This is a genomic window from Pantoea sp. BR_17, assembly GCF_041955125.1.
GTDB classification, from domain to species: domain Bacteria; phylum Pseudomonadota; class Gammaproteobacteria; order Enterobacterales; family Enterobacteriaceae; genus Pantoea; species Pantoea stewartii.
Map to the genome: position 1 here is coordinate 71,705 of NZ_JAVAXT010000001.1, position 16,216 is coordinate 87,920.

The 16,216-nt window shown below is 55.3% G+C and carries 18 protein-coding genes; 10 read left to right on the plus strand and 8 right to left on the minus strand.

The features are described from left to right. Window positions 1-393 precede the first annotated feature (393 nt). Window positions 394-954 carry a VOC family protein gene (locus RAC60_RS00280; RefSeq protein WP_006120255.1) on the plus strand — a complete coding sequence of 187 codons (561 nt, stop codon included), beginning with the start codon at window positions 394-396 and terminating at the stop codon, window positions 952-954. On the opposite strand, the gene RAC60_RS00285 is transcribed toward RAC60_RS00280, so the two are convergent. After that, window positions 951-2,093: a MalY/PatB family protein gene (locus RAC60_RS00285; protein WP_039343170.1), complete on the minus strand. Its 1,143-nt coding sequence runs from the start codon at window positions 2,091-2,093 to the stop codon at window positions 951-953. The genes RAC60_RS00280 and RAC60_RS00285 overlap by 4 nt on opposite strands. Window positions 2,094-2,179: 86 nt before the next feature. Here RAC60_RS00285 and cutC point away from each other — a divergent pair, with 86 nt between their 5' ends. Next, a complete protein-coding gene (gene cutC / locus RAC60_RS00290; protein WP_033741990.1) occupies window positions 2,180-2,932 on the plus strand; it encodes a copper homeostasis protein CutC in 753 nt (250 codons plus the stop codon). A 244-nt stretch (window positions 2,933-3,176) separates the two neighbouring features. After that, entirely contained in the window at window positions 3,177-4,022 is an 846-nt protein-coding gene (locus tag RAC60_RS00295) for a hypothetical protein (RefSeq protein ID WP_058701778.1), read from the plus strand. A gap of 3 nt (window positions 4,023-4,025) precedes the next feature. On the opposite strand, the gene RAC60_RS00300 is transcribed toward RAC60_RS00295, so the two are convergent. Further along, on the minus strand, window positions 4,026-5,123 hold the full coding sequence (locus tag RAC60_RS00300) for a glycerol dehydrogenase (protein WP_033741989.1): 1,098 nt from the start codon (window positions 5,121-5,123) through the stop codon (window positions 4,026-4,028). Window positions 5,124-5,269: 146 nt separating this feature from the next. On the opposite strand from RAC60_RS00300, the gene RAC60_RS00305 reads away from it, so the two are divergent. Next, on the plus strand, window positions 5,270-5,893 hold the full coding sequence (locus RAC60_RS00305; RefSeq protein WP_324030508.1) for a LysE family translocator: 624 nt from the start codon (window positions 5,270-5,272) through the stop codon (window positions 5,891-5,893). A 3-nt stretch (window positions 5,894-5,896) separates the two neighbouring features. Here the strand turns inward: RAC60_RS00305 and cmoB are convergent, their stop codons facing one another. The 4 genes from cmoB to RAC60_RS00325 all read right to left on the minus strand — a co-directional run bounded on the left by cmoB (window position 5,897) and on the right by RAC60_RS00325 (window position 8,940). Then, entirely contained in the window at window positions 5,897-6,865 is a 969-nt protein-coding gene (gene cmoB / locus RAC60_RS00310) for a tRNA 5-methoxyuridine(34)/uridine 5-oxyacetic acid(34) synthase CmoB (protein WP_006120261.1), read from the minus strand. Then, a complete protein-coding gene (gene cmoA, locus RAC60_RS00315) occupies window positions 6,862-7,590 on the minus strand; it encodes a carboxy-S-adenosyl-L-methionine synthase CmoA (protein ID WP_006120262.1) in 729 nt (242 codons plus the stop codon). Before cmoA ends, cmoB begins: the two co-directional genes overlap by 4 nt. A gap of 80 nt (window positions 7,591-7,670) precedes the next feature. Continuing rightward, window positions 7,671-8,066 (minus strand): MAPEG family protein, encoded by a 396-nt coding sequence (locus RAC60_RS00320; protein ID WP_058701780.1) that lies wholly within the window; start codon window positions 8,064-8,066, stop codon window positions 7,671-7,673. A gap of 52 nt (window positions 8,067-8,118) precedes the next feature. Then, the gene (locus RAC60_RS00325) at window positions 8,119-8,940 is read right to left on the minus strand and encodes a DUF72 domain-containing protein (RefSeq protein WP_058701781.1); all 822 of its coding nucleotides are present in this window, start codon (window positions 8,938-8,940) and stop codon (window positions 8,119-8,121) included. Between the two features lie 220 nt (window positions 8,941-9,160). On the opposite strand from RAC60_RS00325, the gene aspS reads away from it, so the two are divergent. The 6 genes from aspS (at window position 9,161) to ruvB (ending at window position 14,673) form a co-directional block, all read left to right on the plus strand. After that, window positions 9,161-10,942 (plus strand): aspartate--tRNA ligase, encoded by a 1,782-nt coding sequence (gene aspS, locus RAC60_RS00330; RefSeq protein ID WP_375092425.1) that lies wholly within the window; start codon window positions 9,161-9,163, stop codon window positions 10,940-10,942. Further along, window positions 10,942-11,373, plus strand: coding sequence for a dihydroneopterin triphosphate diphosphatase (gene nudB, locus RAC60_RS00335; protein WP_006120266.1), 432 nt, complete (start codon window positions 10,942-10,944; stop codon window positions 11,371-11,373). The genes aspS and nudB overlap by 1 nt, the downstream gene beginning before the upstream one ends. A 268-nt stretch (window positions 11,374-11,641) precedes the next feature. Then, window positions 11,642-12,385, plus strand: a complete 744-nt coding sequence (locus RAC60_RS00340; protein WP_006120268.1) for a YebC/PmpR family DNA-binding transcriptional regulator — start codon at window positions 11,642-11,644, stop codon at window positions 12,383-12,385. A gap of 36 nt (window positions 12,386-12,421) precedes the next feature. Further along, window positions 12,422-12,949: a crossover junction endodeoxyribonuclease RuvC gene (gene ruvC, locus RAC60_RS00345; RefSeq protein ID WP_033741979.1), complete on the plus strand. Its 528-nt coding sequence runs from the start codon at window positions 12,422-12,424 to the stop codon at window positions 12,947-12,949. A 96-nt stretch (window positions 12,950-13,045) separates the two neighbouring features. Further along, window positions 13,046-13,660 carry a Holliday junction branch migration protein RuvA gene (ruvA, locus tag RAC60_RS00350; protein ID WP_006120270.1) on the plus strand — a complete coding sequence of 205 codons (615 nt, stop codon included), beginning with the start codon at window positions 13,046-13,048 and terminating at the stop codon, window positions 13,658-13,660. 8 nt (window positions 13,661-13,668) lie between these two features. Continuing rightward, window positions 13,669-14,673: a Holliday junction branch migration DNA helicase RuvB gene (ruvB, locus tag RAC60_RS00355; RefSeq protein WP_006120271.1), complete on the plus strand. Its 1,005-nt coding sequence runs from the start codon at window positions 13,669-13,671 to the stop codon at window positions 14,671-14,673. Here ruvB and znuB read toward each other — a convergent pair whose 3' ends face one another. Next, entirely contained in the window at window positions 14,674-15,459 is a 786-nt protein-coding gene (znuB, locus tag RAC60_RS00360) for a zinc ABC transporter permease subunit ZnuB (RefSeq protein ID WP_033741977.1), read from the minus strand. Then, window positions 15,456-16,211, minus strand: coding sequence for a zinc ABC transporter ATP-binding protein ZnuC (gene znuC / locus RAC60_RS00365; protein WP_033741975.1), 756 nt, complete (start codon window positions 16,209-16,211; stop codon window positions 15,456-15,458). The genes znuB and znuC overlap by 4 nt, the downstream gene beginning before the upstream one ends. Window positions 16,212-16,216: the final 5 nt, after the last annotated feature.

A 16,216-nucleotide genomic window follows, 5' to 3' on the forward strand; every position in this document is an offset into this window, starting at 1 on the left:
TCTGCACGTACCTTCCAGTGGCGCGCAAGGGCAAACCCCATCAGTGCAATTAAGATGGCAACTACGATGAGCATCGTCATAAAAACTTTCCTTATAATAGTGTTAATGCAAATTTAATAGAAAGTTATGCAGGCTGCAATCATGCCACTGTTAAGTAAGACTTATCTTATTGTGTTAATGATAACCATACAAAACAGTAACTTAAGTTACTTTTGTCAACGAAAAGGTGGATCTAAACAGAAGATTAATCTGAATTAAAAGCGTTAATTTTTTGCTTTTCTCGTAAAACGCCCGCCAAATAAGATGAATCTTACCCTTTTGTTCATTACGATAGTTCAGTAACAATGAGTTACGGCATTCCCTGGTCATAAAAAAGTGAGGAGACAGCTTACGGTGAGCATGATATTTCCACCCGAACTGGACGATTTACAGGCCGATTTAGCGGCTTTCGAAGAACGGTTACAAAATTTTTCACAGCGTCTGGGATTAAACCCCACAGACCTCGACGTCGATCATGTGGCCGTGCGGTGTCATCAGAATGCGACGGCCGAACGCTGGCAAAAGGGGTTTTTGCAACTCGGGGAGCAGTTCTCGGCGGCGATGATTAACGGACGACCGGTATGTTTATTTAAGCTGCACCAACCGTTAATGATTGCCGGCTGGGCGATAGACGTCGTTGAGCTGCCCTGGCCGGGTGAAAAACGTTACCGCCACGAGCGCTGGGAACATATTGAGGTGGTATTACGAGGCGAGCCTGAAACACTGGGCATGCGTGCCATGGCGCTGCTGTCCGATCAGGCACTCACACAGCCGGGTATTTCATTCAAAACCAGCTCACCGAAAGGGGAAAACGAGCGTCTGCCGAATCCTACGCTGGCAGTGACCGATGGGGAAACCACGATTAAGTTTCACCCATGGCGACTGGACGAGATTGTGGCCAGTGAACAGCGTTAGCCCCGGGCTTCAACCGCGCGTCTGAGCCGTCTGACGGCTTCTTCCAGCAAGGCGCGGGGACAGCCGAAATTGATCCGTACAAAGCCGTCATCACCAAAGTCGCGCCCTGGCGAGAAGCCAAGCCCGTGTTTTTCAAAGTACAGCGCCGGGCTGGCAACCTGGAGTTCACGCGCATCGATCCAGCCCAGATAACTGCCTTCCGGAGAGGTCATTTTGAGGCCGGGCAGCGCATTGACTTCGGAAACCAGCCAGTCCCGGTTGCCGCGCAGATAATCAAGCTGAGCATCAAGCCAGTCATCACAGGCCCGCCAGGCGACTTCCGCCGCAACCAGGGCCAGAATATCGACTGAGGGCACAATGCCCTGGCGCACGGCGGTGAATCGCGCCCGTAGTTCAGGATCCGGGATCACAGCGACGGAAGCGCCCAGCCCGGCAATATTGAAGGTTTTGGATGGCGAAAGCAGCGTAATGCTCCGTTGGGCCGCATCATCACTCAGGGAGGCAAAGGGGATATGTTGCAGCCCCGGCGTTAACAGTAAATCGCAATGAATTTCGTCAGAGCAGACGATTAAATCATGGTGCTGCGCAAAGGCCAGCTGCGCTTCAAGTTCTTCCCGGCGGTAAACCGTGCCGCCAGGATTTTGCGGATTGCAAAGCATCAGCAACGTTTTGTCCTGCATGTGGCCGTCTGCTGCAGTGAGATCCATGACCCAGCGGCCTTCCTGCAACGTCAGAGGCAGATTCAACTGATCACGTTCAGCCAGCTTCGCGGCTGAACGGAAAGGGGGATAAATGGGATGCGGCGCGACGGTACCCTGGTGCGGCGCGGTAAACGCCCGCACGGCCAGATTTAACCCGCAGACTACGCCGGGCAACACGACCACCCATTCCGGTTTAACTTCCCAGCGATAGCGTGATTTACAGCGGGCAATCAGCGCATCGATAAATCCCTGAGGCTTATCGCCATAGCCGAAAACACCATGATCAACGCGGGCTTTAATGGCCTCAATGATGGGGGCAGGCGATCGGAAATCCGTATCCGCTACCCACAACGGCAGAATATCCTGGCCCGCATATTTGTGCCATTTAAGGCTATCACTGTGACGGCGGTCTATCCGTTGGTCAAAATTGAATGTCATAGTTAGTTTTCCACGTAAACTGTTCTAAGGGATAAGCATACCTGACGAATTTGGCGTGAACAGGACGTCATGTAAAGGAGAAGAGAATGACCACACTGGAAATTTGTTGCTATGGGGTGGATTGTGCCTTAACCGCTCAACAGGCGGGGGCCGATCGAATTGAACTCTGTGCGGCACCGCGTGAAGGCGGCCTGACACCTTCTGCTGGCATGCTGGAAGTCGCCCGTCGTGACATTTCTGTTCCGGTGCATCCTATTGTCCGCCCGCGCGGCGGAGATTTTTGCTATTCCAGCCGGGAGTTCGAGGCAATGAAATCGGATGTCGCGCGGATTCGCGAACTGGGCTTTCCGGGCGTAGTGTTAGGGATGCTGGATGAAGATGCCCATATTCATGTGGGGCAGATGCGGCAGATCATGGCGCTGTGCGACGGCATGGCGGTGACCTTCCATCGCGCCTTCGATCTCTGCCACCGGCCAAAACGTTCGCTCGATGTTTTAACCGATTTTGGCGTGAAACGTATCCTCACTTCCGGGCAGCAGCAGAGCGCGGAAAACGGAATTGCATTATTGAGGGAACTTAATGAATACAGCAGCGGTCCTATCATTATGGCAGGTGCTGGCGTTCGATTAAGTAACCTGCAAAAGTTTCTTGATGCAGATATTCGTGAGGTACACAGCTCGGCAAGCCACCTGGTGGCATCACCGATGCGTTACCGCAAAGCGGGTGTTTCCATGTGTTCCGAAGCCGAAATTGATGAGTTCAGCCGTTACTGCGTCGATGGTGATGTTGTAGAGGCAATGAAAAGTGTCATGCAAATGAATACCGCCCGGGTGGCCTGACTCATAACCAGTTTTGCCGCGCAGCACGCCGATTGATGACGTGATGTTTGCAAGTACCAAACCCCAGCACATTTGCTGGGGTATTTTTTGTCCGGTATTCCGCTATAGTGGATGATGAAACAACGCATTGCGTGCATTCTGTGTCGCCGTTTGCCGTCAACGCGGCTTTGCTTTCCCTGTTCTGTTCCCCCGTTTGCGGGTCATCAGCTTAACCCTAATCGACATTGATGTCAGAGGCCCTGCCATGCGATGCATTCTGCTTTCCGCTGTTCTCACCGTGATGGGATGCCATGCGCCCTTAACCTTTGCCGCGTGCAAATCAAACAGTAAAGCGGTCTCTGACAGTAATAACTGGATTCTGTTGGGCGGCAGTGCGAAAGGGGCGGTACGTCAGGTTGTCGCAGGGGAGTTTGGCAAAGACGTCAATTCGCAAAAGCGGGTGCTGGGGCAGTTTGATCCCTGTGGCGACCTGCTGGTGGCGGATATCAGTTATGACAAAAATGAGCGTAACGTCATTCTGAGCATGGAACAACATCTGGTGCGTGTGCAGGAAGGTTGGGTGGCCGAATATGCGTATCTGGTAAAAGTGCTGAAACAGGGAAAGGAAGTGGTGGTGGATAACCGACAAGGCACCATCAACTGGCACAAGGGAAAAAACGGCAATATTATCAGCGCTTCAGACAAATTCATCAGCATGGGCAAATCGGGATTCACGGACACCACGTACCGCTACGATAAACACTATCGTTTGCTGAAAAGCATTGCGCGCGGAACCGATCCCGTCAGCAACGGGGAATACCGTTACGCGTGGAGTCCGCAGGGCCTCGTCACCCGCACCACCTCTGCCCGGCGAAAAGACACCTATACCTATGACGATAAAGGGCGGGAGCTGCGCCTCAACGGCACGGCATCAACCGACGTCAGCACTCTGCGTACCGTGGATGAATGCCAGTTCTGGGATGACAAGGGCAACTGCACCCTGAGTTACCTGAATGAAACCGAAGTTTTTGAGAAAGGCACGGTGCAGCGTCACCTCAGTGCGGTTTATAAGTATCAGTACTGGGACAAACCCACTGAGGCGACGGAATAGCCCCTATTTTACCGTTTTACTGAACGCATCCAGGCCCAGCAGCGCATGGGCGATCTGTTCCGGTGCCAGGTTAGGATTGAGGTTTTTCAGCGTATCGCCCTCGCTGTTCGCCAGCGCGCCGATTTTTACCAGATCTTCCCAGCTCACCCCGTCCAGATGCATCTCTTTTAACGTGGTCGGCATATTGATCGAACGGTAGAAGCGGATGTAGCGGGCAATTTCTTCATCGGGACGCTGCTCAAGCACCATCTGAGTTAACGTACCGTAGGCCACTTTTTCACCGTGAGTAAGATGGTGGATATCGCCGTCAATTGCGGTGAATCCGTTATGAATCGCGTGCGCACCTGCCAGACCGGCGTTTTCAAAGCCTAAACCGGACAGCAATGTATTGGCTTCCACTACCGCTTCTACCGCTGGCGTGACGCGTTTTTCCGAGACTGCGATATAGGCACTGTAGCCCCACGTCAGCAGCGTCTCTTCACAGGCCCGGGCAATGGCAAGACCGGCAATAGTCGGATCGCCATTGACCATCGATTTCGCATGGCTACGGGCCACCGCCTGGGCTTCCACCCAGGTCGCCAGACCATCGGCGATGCCGGACGCGAACAGGCGGGCGGGCGCGGCGGCGCACACGGCGGTATCAATTAACACCAGATCGGGATTTTTACTGTAGAAACGGTAGCTTTCAAAAACGCCACTGTCGGAATAGATAACAGACAGCGCGCTACAGGGCGCATCGGTTGAGGCAATGGTGGGCACAATCACTACCGGCTGTTTGAGTTCATCGGCCACGGCTTTTACCGTATCCAGCGTTTTGCCGCCACCCAAACCAATCACCACGTTACAGCCCTGCTGCTGCGCATGCTGACTTAACCGGGTAATTTCATTACTGGAGGCTTCGCCATTGAACTGCTGACGGCTGAGGGTAATGCCTGCTTTTTCCAGCGTAGACTGCGCCCGCTCACCAATCAGCCCCCAGACGACATCGTCAGCCACCACGAAAGCGTGATTGCCCAATTCCGTGACATACTCTCCCAGTTCATCGAGCACGCCCGCACCCTGTACATATTTGCGAGGCGAAGAGAAAATAAATTTACTCATGATCGTAGCTCCTGGTTTTTCAATTGAGACCGTTACCGGCCCGCTAATAACGCCACTAAAAAGCGTAGCAGTTAATCGCGCCTGGCTGTCTGTACAGCGTGAAAAACGCTTGTTATTGTTAAGCACTTCTAATCAGGAGTACGCCTGTGACGACTTCATTCCTCTCTTTTCTGTTTGCGATCATCATTTTGACCCTGACGCCGGGGTTCGATACGGCATTAATTTTGCGATCGGCGGCGGCACAGGGCTGGCGAGGAGCCAGTGCGACCGCGCTGGGCGTGGCGACGGGCTGTCTGTCGTGGGGCATTGCGGTAGGGCTGGGGCTGGGGGCGCTGCTGCTGGCATCGGAAACGGCGTATAACCTGCTGAAGTGGGCTGGCGCAGCCTATCTGCTCTGGCTGGGCGTCAGGTTACTGTGGCATCCGCGTCGCCAGAATGCAGCGCTGCCCGCCGAAACGCCGTCGCAGCAAACGCATCTGGCCTGCTTTCTGCGTGGGTTACTGGGGAATCTGTTGAATCCTAAAGTGGGCGTTTTCTACGTAACATTTTTACCGCAGTTTATCCCTCAGGGCGGTTCGGTCCCGGTCTGGTGCACCCTGATGGCCCTGACACATATGGTGACTGGATTGATCTGGAGCAGCGTGCTGATTGGCAGCAGTCACTATTTTGCGGCACAGCTCAGGAAGCCACGCGTGTTAATAATCATGGATCGTTTGACGGGCTGCGTCTTTATTGGCTTCGCGGCGAAACTGGCGCTGTCTCGCCGCTGAGCATTACGGCTTTGTGGCGACCAGCACCGCACGCAGCGGTGCGGGATAACCTTCAACGGTTTTGCTGCTGTCCGCAGGATCAAGGAATTCCGCCAGCGATTCGCTGGTCATCCAGTCGGTCCGGCGCTGTTCATCTGTGGTCGTTACGGCAAAGTCCACAATGCGCACATCGACAAAGCCGCATTTCTCCAGCCAGCTTTTCAGCGCCTCGGCGGAGGGGATAAAGTAGACGTTGCGCATCTGAGCATAGCGTTCGCCTGGCACCAGCACCTGATTCACATCGCCTTCAATCACCAGCGTTTCCAGGACCAGTTCGCCGCCGCTCACTAACTGATTTTTCAGCTGCATCAGATGATCCAGCGGCGAACGGCGGTGATAAAGCACGCCCATGGAAAACACGGTATCGAACGCCTGAAGCACCGGCAGCTGTTCGATGCCGAGCGGCAGCAGGTGGGCGCGGCGGTCGTCATTTAACAGCTTGCGGACGGCTTCGAACTGGCACAGAAACAGCTGCATGGGATCGATACCGACCACAAGGTGCGCGCCTGCCCCGATCATGCGCCACATATGGTAGCCACTGCCACAGCCCACATCCAGTACAGTGCGTCCGGCTAACGAGGAGATGTGTGGCAGCACGCGATCCCATTTCCAGTCTGAGCGCCATTCCGTATTAATTTCGGTGCCGTAAAGCGAATAGGGGCCTTTGCGCCAGGGCATCAGATTGCGCAGCAGTTTCTCAATGCCCTGACGGTGCCGATCGCTGATATCGTCCCGATCGGCGCTGACGCTGTGCAGCAGGTCCAGCCGCTGAGGTTCCAGCTGGGGTAAATATTCCAGCGACTTGTACCAGTCACGGAAGTGCCCGTGCAGATTTTCACGCTGCCACTCGCTGATTTGCGCAGGCAGCACCTCCAGCCATTTTGCCAGGGGACCCACGGCGATTTGCTGATAAAAACGGCCAAAGTCGATCATTTTAATGCCACCAACGAACCAAAATTAAAACACTGAAACCACAGCTCAGCATGAGAAAAGCCGGCCTGTTTCAGGCGCGCCTTGTGCGTTTCTACGCTATCGGTGAGCATCACATTTTCCAGCATGCTGCGTTTCTGGCTGATTTCCAGTTCGCTGTAGCCGTTGGCGCGCTTAAAGTCATGATGCATGTTGAACAACAGTTCACCGACGTCACGATCTTCAAAGCTGAACTTCTCAGAGAGCACCAACGCGCCGCCGGGATTCAGCCCCTGCCAGATTTTGGTCAGCAACGTCAGGCGGGCTGGCGGTTCAAGAAACTGCAGGGTGAAATTGAGCACCACCAGTGAGGCGTTCTCAATGGCGATATCGCAGATATCCGCTTCGACGACCGTAACCGGCGTATCCGCCCGAAACGCATCGATATGACGGCGGCAGCGCTCCACCATGGCCGGCGAATTATCCACAGCAATAATCTGACAGCCGGGCACGTGAATATTGCGGCGCACCGAGAGCGTGGCAGCGCCTAGTGAACAGCCCAGGTCAAATACCTGGCTGTTGGGCTGGACGAAACGTTCTGCCAGCATGCCAATCATCGAAATGATGTTGGAATAGCCCGGCACTGAGCGCTGAATCATGTCGGGAAACACTTCAGCCACGCGCTCGTCAAACGTCCAGTCGCCCAGTTTTTCAATGGGCGCAGAAAAGAGTTGATCGCGATCAGACATAACGAAAATCCGAAGAGACGGCGGAAAGGGCGCTATTCTGGCAGAAACTGCCGCGGCCTGCACCCTTTACGCCGTTAACATTAACGCAAGCTGAGCAAGAGTGGCCAGGGCAGGTAAATCAGGTTAAAAATTACCATACCGGACAGCGAGAATAACGTCAGCATCATGCCATATTTGCGTTTGCTCATGACATCGCTGCGCAGGCCCTGTGCATGCAACACCCGGCCAATGAAAAACAGGATGCCGGTCAGGTGCACCATCCAGATATTCGCGCCGTTCATCTCCAGCACAATCAGCAATAATAACCCCAGCGGGATCGTTTCAATGGCATTGCCGTGAATCCGGATGGCCATATGTAAATCGTGATGACCGCCATCGCCATAAGCCACATGATGCTGTCGCCGTAAGCGCACAACATTCAGGGTAAATTTCATGATCAGTAAGGCCCCGATCACCACATATAACGCGCTTATCATTATTGATTCCTTATTTTTACTTTTGCCAGAGGTGTGATGCTGCCGGTCGCTATCAGAATAGCGAATCCTGTTGCGGCCAGTCCGGCCCGGGACCGATGCTGGCATCAATTTTTTGCAGTTCAGGCCACAAGGCCTGCACCAGCGGAAAGACCTGGCCCATGTCGGGCGTGTGAATGAAGACCAGCGGTTCACTTTGCGTATGCCATTCAGCCAGTTTCGTCAGCCAGATGCGAAACAGCGGCAGGCTTTCTTCAAGACTATCGCTGCCGACAAAGCGGATCATCGGGCGCGGTCCTGTTAACAGCGCATGCGGCGGGACGCGCGGTTTTTGCTGGCGGGCGTGCAGCGCCGCCGCGCTTTGTGACGTTGAGGCGTGAACCGGACGACTGTCCAGCACCACACGATTGACGCCGCGCTGGAGCAGGCCACGATTCAGCGCGCGCTCAGCCTCACCTTTCGCGAAAAAAGCGGCATGCCGCACTTCCACGCCATAGGAAAAAGAGGCGGGCAGACTATCCAGAAAACGCCACAGATCGCTGAGTTGGGCGGGAGAAAAGCTGGCAGGCAACTGGAGCCAGTACTGACCGATGCGATCGGCAAGCGGATGCATCAGGCGAAAAAAGTCGGTCAGTAAGTCATCGGTGTTTTGCAGTGCTGCCTGATGGCTGATTGTGCTGGGGAATTTAAAACAGAAGCGAAACTGTTCGTGCGTCATATCCCGCCAGCGCAACACGGTTTCGGGATCCGGCAGTGCATACAGCGTGGTATTGCCCTCAACGGTCTGGAAATAACGCGCGTAGTCCGCCAGGGTTTCAATTCCCCAGCGTTTCCAGTGTGCGTGGTGCCATTGCGGCAAACCGATACGAAGTGTCACGCCTGACTCCTGTCGTTGAGTGTGATGGTAATTATCCTGTAAGGCAGTATATTGACGCAACCCGGTGAAAAGGGAACAGGAAATGCCGTGCTTTAGCGTGGCTCCACTTATCCTGTCAGCCTTTTTCCATTATAATAGCGGCCTTTTTTGCGACAGCACCTAATAAGGTTACGCGGCCTGGTGCTGTCTGCTGCAGCGGCGAAGTTAAAAGGATAGTGTTATGCGTACAGAGTATTGTGGACAGCTCAATCTGTCTCATGTGGGTCAGCAAGTTACGCTTTGCGGCTGGGTCAATCGCCGTCGCGATCTGGGAAGCCTGATCTTTATCGATATGCGCGACCGTGAAGGCATCGCCCAGGTGTTTTTCGATGCCGATCATCAAGAAGCGTTCCAGCTGGCATCTGAACTGCGTAACGAATTCTGTATCCAGATCACCGGTACCGTCCGTGCCCGTGACGAAAAGAACCGAAACAGCGACATGGCGACCGGCGACGTGGAAGTGTTCGCCCACGCGCTGACCATCATCAACCGTGCTGACCCTCTGCCGCTGGATTCTAACCAGACCAACAGCGAAGAAGCGCGTCTGACGTATCGCTATCTGGACCTGCGTCGTCCGGAGATGGCGCAGCGTTTGAAAACCCGTGCGAAAATCACCAGCTTTGTGCGTCGCTTTATGGATAACGAAGGCTTTCTGGATATTGAAACGCCGATGCTGACTAAAGCAACGCCAGAAGGCGCGCGCGACTATCTGGTGCCCAGCCGTGTGCACAAAGGGAAGTTCTATGCGCTGCCGCAGTCACCGCAGTTGTTCAAGCAGTTGCTGATGATGTCCGGCTTCGACCGCTATTATCAGATCGTTAAGTGCTTCCGTGATGAAGACCTGCGTGCTGATCGTCAGCCAGAGTTTACCCAGATCGACGTTGAAACCTCCTTCATGACCGCCGAACAGGTGCGTGAGAAGATGGAGCGTCTGATTCGTGAACTGTGGATGGACATCAAAGGGGTGGATCTGGGGGCGTTTCCAAAGATGACCTTTGCCGAAGCCATGCATCGCTTTGGTTCGGACAAGCCTGACCTGCGCAACCCGATGGAGCTGGTGGACGTAGGCGATCTGCTGAAAAGCGTCGAATTCCAGGTCTTTGCGGGTCCCGCAAATGACCCGAAAGGCCGCGTAGCTGCGCTGCGCGTGCCCGGCGGTGCGGCGCTGACGCGTAAGCAAATCGACGAATACGGCAAGTTTGTTGAAATCTACGGGGCCAAAGGGCTGGCGTGGATGAAGATTAACGAACGTGCCAACGGCTTCGAGGGCGTGCAGAGTCCGGTGGCCAAGTTCCTCAGTGCCGACATCGTGGAAGCGATACTGAACCGCACGGGCGCACAGGATGGCGACCTGATCTTCTTCGGTGCCGATCGCGCGAAAGTCGTGGCGGATGCGCTGGGTGCGCTGCGCCTGAAAGTCGGCCGCGATTTGCGGATCACCGACGAAAACGCCTGGGCACCGCTGTGGGTAATCGACTTCCCGATGTTTGAGGAAGATGAAGAAGGCGGTCTGGCTGCGATGCACCATCCGTTCACCTCACCGAAAGACATGACCGCAGAGGCGCTGGCCAGCGATCCGGTTCAGGCGGTGGCAAATGCCTACGACATGGTGATTAACGGCTACGAAGTGGGCGGCGGTTCCGTGCGTATTCACAACAGCAAAATGCAGCAGACGGTGTTCAGTATCCTCGGGATCACCGAAGAGGAGCAGCGCCTGAAGTTTGGCTTCCTGCTTGACGCGCTGAAATACGGTACACCACCGCACGCGGGCCTGGCATTTGGTCTGGATCGTCTGACGATGCTGCTGACCGGCACCGATAACATTCGCGATGTTATCGCATTCCCGAAAACCACCGCCGCCGCGTGCATGATGACCGAAGCACCGAGCGAAGCCAATCCTGCCGCGTTGCTGGATCTGGGCATTCTGGTGGCGCCGAAGAAAGAAAAGTCAGAGAACAAGTAATGGGCAATAAACATCCGGTATCGGTGCTGGTGGTGATTTTTGCGCAAGATACTGGCCGGGTGTTAATGCTGCAGCGACGTGATGATGCCAGCTTCTGGCAGTCGGTCACAGGCAGCCTGGAAGTCGGGGAAACCCCGCGCCAGGCGGCCGAGCGTGAGGTGTCAGAGGAGCTGTCCATCAACATTGCGGACGAAAAGTTAGTGCTGGAAGACTGTCACAAACAGATCGAGTTTGAAATTTTCCCGCACTATCGCCACCGTTACGCACCGGGCATTACGCATAACCGTGAACACTGGTTCAGGCTGGCGTTACCCGCAGAGCGCGACCTGCTGCTCACCGAGCATCTTGCCGCGCGCTGGCTTGAGCCCGCCGCTGCTGCTGCCCTGACCAAGTCCTGGAGTAACCGCCAGGCGATTGAGGAATTTATCTGAATGCCTGCCGTAACGCGTTTTTCAGACGGCAGTAACGTTAAATTTCACGAATTCGACGAAGCTCATCCTTCGTTCCCTAAACCGGGTGCCGGTGATAAACCGGCGCCGTTAAAATTGAAGAGTCGGGCATCATCGGTATCGCGAAGCCGCGACCGTCAGTGCAGTGCAACCGGAACGTTTATAACGACGTGAGGATGGCAGGCACTGTCGGGAGGCGGATCGTAAGTCAGATAGCCCGTGCGATTGTTAAGATCGGAGAATATGCAAGATGGCTGGACATAGTAAATGGGCGAATACCAAGCACCGCAAGGCTGCTCAGGATGCCAAGCGCGGTAAAATCTTTACCAAAATCATTCGCGAGCTGGTGACCGCCGCGAAACTGGGTGGGGGCGATCCCGGTTCTAACCCACGTTTACGTGCTGCCATGGACAAAGCGCTGTCTAATAACATGACACGCGATACCATGAACCGTGCGATTGCACGCGGCGTGGGCGGCGAAGATGATTCCAACATGGAAACCATCATCTATGAAGGTTACGGTCCGGGGGGATCGGCCATCATGATCGAGTGTCTGAGTGATAACCGAAACCGTACGGTGGGTGAAGTGCGTCATGCGTTCACCAAAACCGGCGGCAACCTGGGAACCGATGGCTCCGTGTCTTACCTGTTCAGCAAAAAAGGCGTGATTTCTTACGCGCCAGGCCAGGATGAAGATGCGGTGATGGAAGCCGCGCTGGAAGCCGGTGCAGAGGACGTGGTGGCGTATGATGATGGCGCTATCGATGTCTTCACCGCCTGGGAAGAGATGGGCACCGTGCGCGATGCGCTGGAAGCCGCCGGTCTGAAAGCGGATACGGCGGAAGTTGCGATGATTCCGTCAACCAAAGCGGAAATGGATGCGGAAACCGCACCGAAACTGCTGCGTCTGATCGATATGCTGGAAGACTGCGACGACGTGCAGGAGGTTTATCACAACGGTGAGATCTCCGATGAGGTGGCGGAAACGCTGTAATGCTGTACCGCTTTCATCGCTGGCTGGAGACGCGTCATGTCTATTATCCTGGGGATTGACCCCGGTTCACGCGTCACCGGTTACGGGGTGATTCGTCAGACCGGCCGCCAGCTCACCTATCTGGGCAGCGGCTGTATCCGCACCAATACGACAGAATTGCCGGCGCGCCTGAAGCTGATCTATGCTGGCGTTTGCGAAATTATCACGCAGTTTTCGCCTGATTTTTTCGCCATCGAGCAGGTGTTTATGGCGAAGAACGCCGACTCGGCGCTGAAGCTTGGCCAGGCGCGCGGTGCCGCCATCGTCGCGGCGGTAAACCATGACCTGCCGGTGTTCGAATATGCCGCACGTCAGGTGAAGCAGACGGTTGTCGGAACCGGCGGGGCAGAAAAAAGTCAGGTTCAGCATATGGTCAAATCTTTACTGAAGCTTGCAGCCAGTCCGCAGGCTGATGCCGCCGATGCGCTGGCTATCGCGATTACGCACTGCCATGTTGCACAGAATGCCGCGCGCATGAGTGAGAACACGCTGGTGCTGACCCGCGGCCGGCTGCGGCAGCGCTAACGGTAATCCCCGCAATATGCCCGTCAGGCTGGATATTCATCCAGCCTTTTTTATGGTATAAATTCCGCCACATACGTTGAATAAGGAAGGCATCAGGTGATAGGTCGTTTACGGGGAACCATTCTGGAAAAGCAGCCACCGCTGGTCCTGCTGGAGGCGCATGGCGTTGGTTATGAAGTCCATATGCCAATGACCTGTTTTTATGAACTGCCTGAGCTTAATCACGAAGCGATAATCTTTACGCAATTTGTGGTTCGTGAAGACGCGCAACTGCTGTTCGGCTTTAACAGCAAACAGGAACGTGCCCTGTTTCGCGAACTGATAAAAGTCAACGGCGTTGGGCCGAAACTGGCGCTCGCTATTCTGTCGGGCATGTCCGCTCAGCAGTTTGTCACGGCGGTGGAAAAAGAAGAGATTGCCGCGCTGGTCAAACTGCCGGGTGTGGGCAAGAAAACCGCCGAGCGTCTGGTTGTCGAGATGAAGGATCGCTTTAAAGGGATGCATGGCGATCTGTTTGGCGGTGACTCGGCCTTTACGCTGACCACGCCGGGCCCGGAACCCGAAACCAACGACGCCGAAGCGGAAGCGGTTGCAGCGCTGGTGTCCCTGGGTTATAAACCGCAGGAAGCGAGCCGCATGATCAGCAAAGTGGGTCGCCCTGACGCGGATTGTGAAACATTAATTCGCGAAGCGCTCCGCGCCGCTATTTGAGGTAATTCATGATTGAAGCCGATCGCCTGATCTCCGCCGCCAGCGTTAGCGAAGAAGAGAGCCTCGACCGCGCCATCCGGCCTAAGATGCTGACCGAGTATGTCGGCCAGCCGCAGGTGCGGGAGCAAATGGAAATTTTTATCAAAGCGGCCCAACTGCGTGGCGATGCGCTGGACCATTTGCTGATTTTTGGCCCACCCGGGCTGGGAAAAACCACCCTGGCGAACATTGTGGCTAATGAGATGGGCGTCAATCTGCGCACCACCTCCGGTCCGGTGCTGGAGAAAGCGGGCGATTTGGCGGCGATGCTGACTAACCTTGAGCCGCATGATGTGCTGTTTATTGATGAGATTCACCGCCTGTCACCGGTCGTTGAAGAAGTGCTGTATCCGGCGATGGAAGACTATCAGCTGGATATCATGATTGGCGAGGGTCCGGCAGCGCGCTCGATTAAGCTTGATCTGCCGCCGTTTACGCTGATTGGTGCCACTACGCGCGCGGGCTCACTGACGTCGCCCCTGCGCGATCGTTTTGGTATCGTGCAGCGGCTGGAATTCTATCAGGTGAAAGATTTGCAGCATATTGTCGGGCGCAGTGCCGCCTGTCTGGGCCTGGCGCTGAGCGAGGAGGGGGCCCTTGAAATCGCCCGTCGCTCTCGCGGCACGCCGCGTATTGCTAACCGACTGTTACGCCGGGTGCGTGATTTTGCAGAAGTGCGGGCAAACGGTAACTTAAGCGGCGAAGTCTCAGTGACCGCGCTGGACATGCTTAACGTTGACAGCGAAGGTTTCGACTATATGGATCGTAAACTGCTGCTGGCGATTATTGATAAATTCACCGGCGGGCCGGTGGGTCTGGATAACCTTGCGGCGGCGATTGGTGAAGAGCGGGAAACGATCGAAGATGTCATCGAGCCCTTCCTGATTCAGCAGGGCTTTATTCAACGCACACCGCGCGGCCGGATGGCCACGCAGCATGCTTACCGTCATTTCGGTATCACCAAAGAGGCGTAATCACAGCGCCGGTTTGCGCACCATACTGACGATAAACAGTATGGCTGCGCACAGCACCACAGACGGCCCCGCAGGCGTGTCATAAAACGCCGAGAAGGTTAACCCGCCGGTCACTGCCATTACCCCGATCAGCACCGCAATTGCGGCCATCATTTCCGGTGAACGTGCAAAGCGTCGCGCCGTCGCAGCCGGGATAATCAGCAGCGAGGTGATGATCAGCGCCCCGACAAATTTCATCGCCACGCCAATAGTCAGCGCGGTCACCAGCATCAGGATTAACCGGGTGCGTTGAATATTCACCCCATCGACCTGCGCCAGTTCGGGGCTGATGGTCATCGACAGCAACGCGCGCCACTGCCAGGCCATGACCGCTAAAACACAACCTACGCCCGCAGCCATTGCCCCGAGATCGGCAGGGGTGACCGCCAGCAAATCGCCGAACAGGTAGGCCATCAAATCGACCCGCACATTCGACATCAGGCTGACGACCACCAGTCCCAGTGACAGCGCACTGTGCGCCATAATGCCCAGCAAGGTATCAATGGCCAGATGCGGTCGGCGTTCCAGCCAGACCAGCCCCAGCGCCAGACAAACCGTGACCAGAATCACGGCATAATAAGGATTTACATCCAGCATTAAACCAAACGCAACGCCCAGCAGTGAGGCATGCGCCAGTGTGTCGCCAAAGTAAGACATCTTGCGCCAGACGACAAACGAACCCAGAGGACCGGCAGCCAGCGCCAGCATGACGCCGCCCAGCCAGCCCGGTAGCAATAATTCAATCATAGTGGACCCGGTCCCTTACGAAGTACGATACGTCCCTTTAAGTCGTGACGATGATTATGGTGATGACGATAGATAGCCAGTTCCTGTGCGCCGCGTGGCCCAAACATGGCAATAAATTCCGGATGCTGAGAGACAGCCTCGGGCGTGCCGGAACAGCAGATATGATGATTGAGGCACAGCACTTCGTCTGTCTTGGCCATGACCAGATGCAAATCATGAGAGACCATCAATACCGCACAGTTCAGCTCATGACGAAGCTGGTTAATCAAATCATAGAGCGCGACCTGACCATTGACGTCCACGCCCTGTGTCGGCTCATCCAGCACCAGCAACTGTGGCTGATTAAGCAGCGCACGCGCAAGCAGGACGCGCTGCATTTCGCCACCGGACAGTTTCTGCAGGGGAGAGGTCAGCAGGTGACCGGCCTGAACGCGTTTGAGCGCAGGCAGAATGTCCTGATGACGTGCGCCACGTGACAAACGCATAAAACGCTCGACGGTAACCGGTAACGTCGGATCGATGTGCAGTTTCTGAGGCACATAACCAATACGCAGGTTCGCACTGCGATGCACCTGACCGGATGAGGGCGCGAGCAGGCCGAGTACCACGCGCACCAGCGTCGATTTACCCGCGCCATTGGGACCCAGCAGCGTCAAAATTTTACCAGGATGAAGCGCCAGGCTCACGCCAGACAGGACGGTGCGTTGAGCAAACTGGATGGAGACATTTTCAAGTGTGACAAGTGATGGCATAAGAT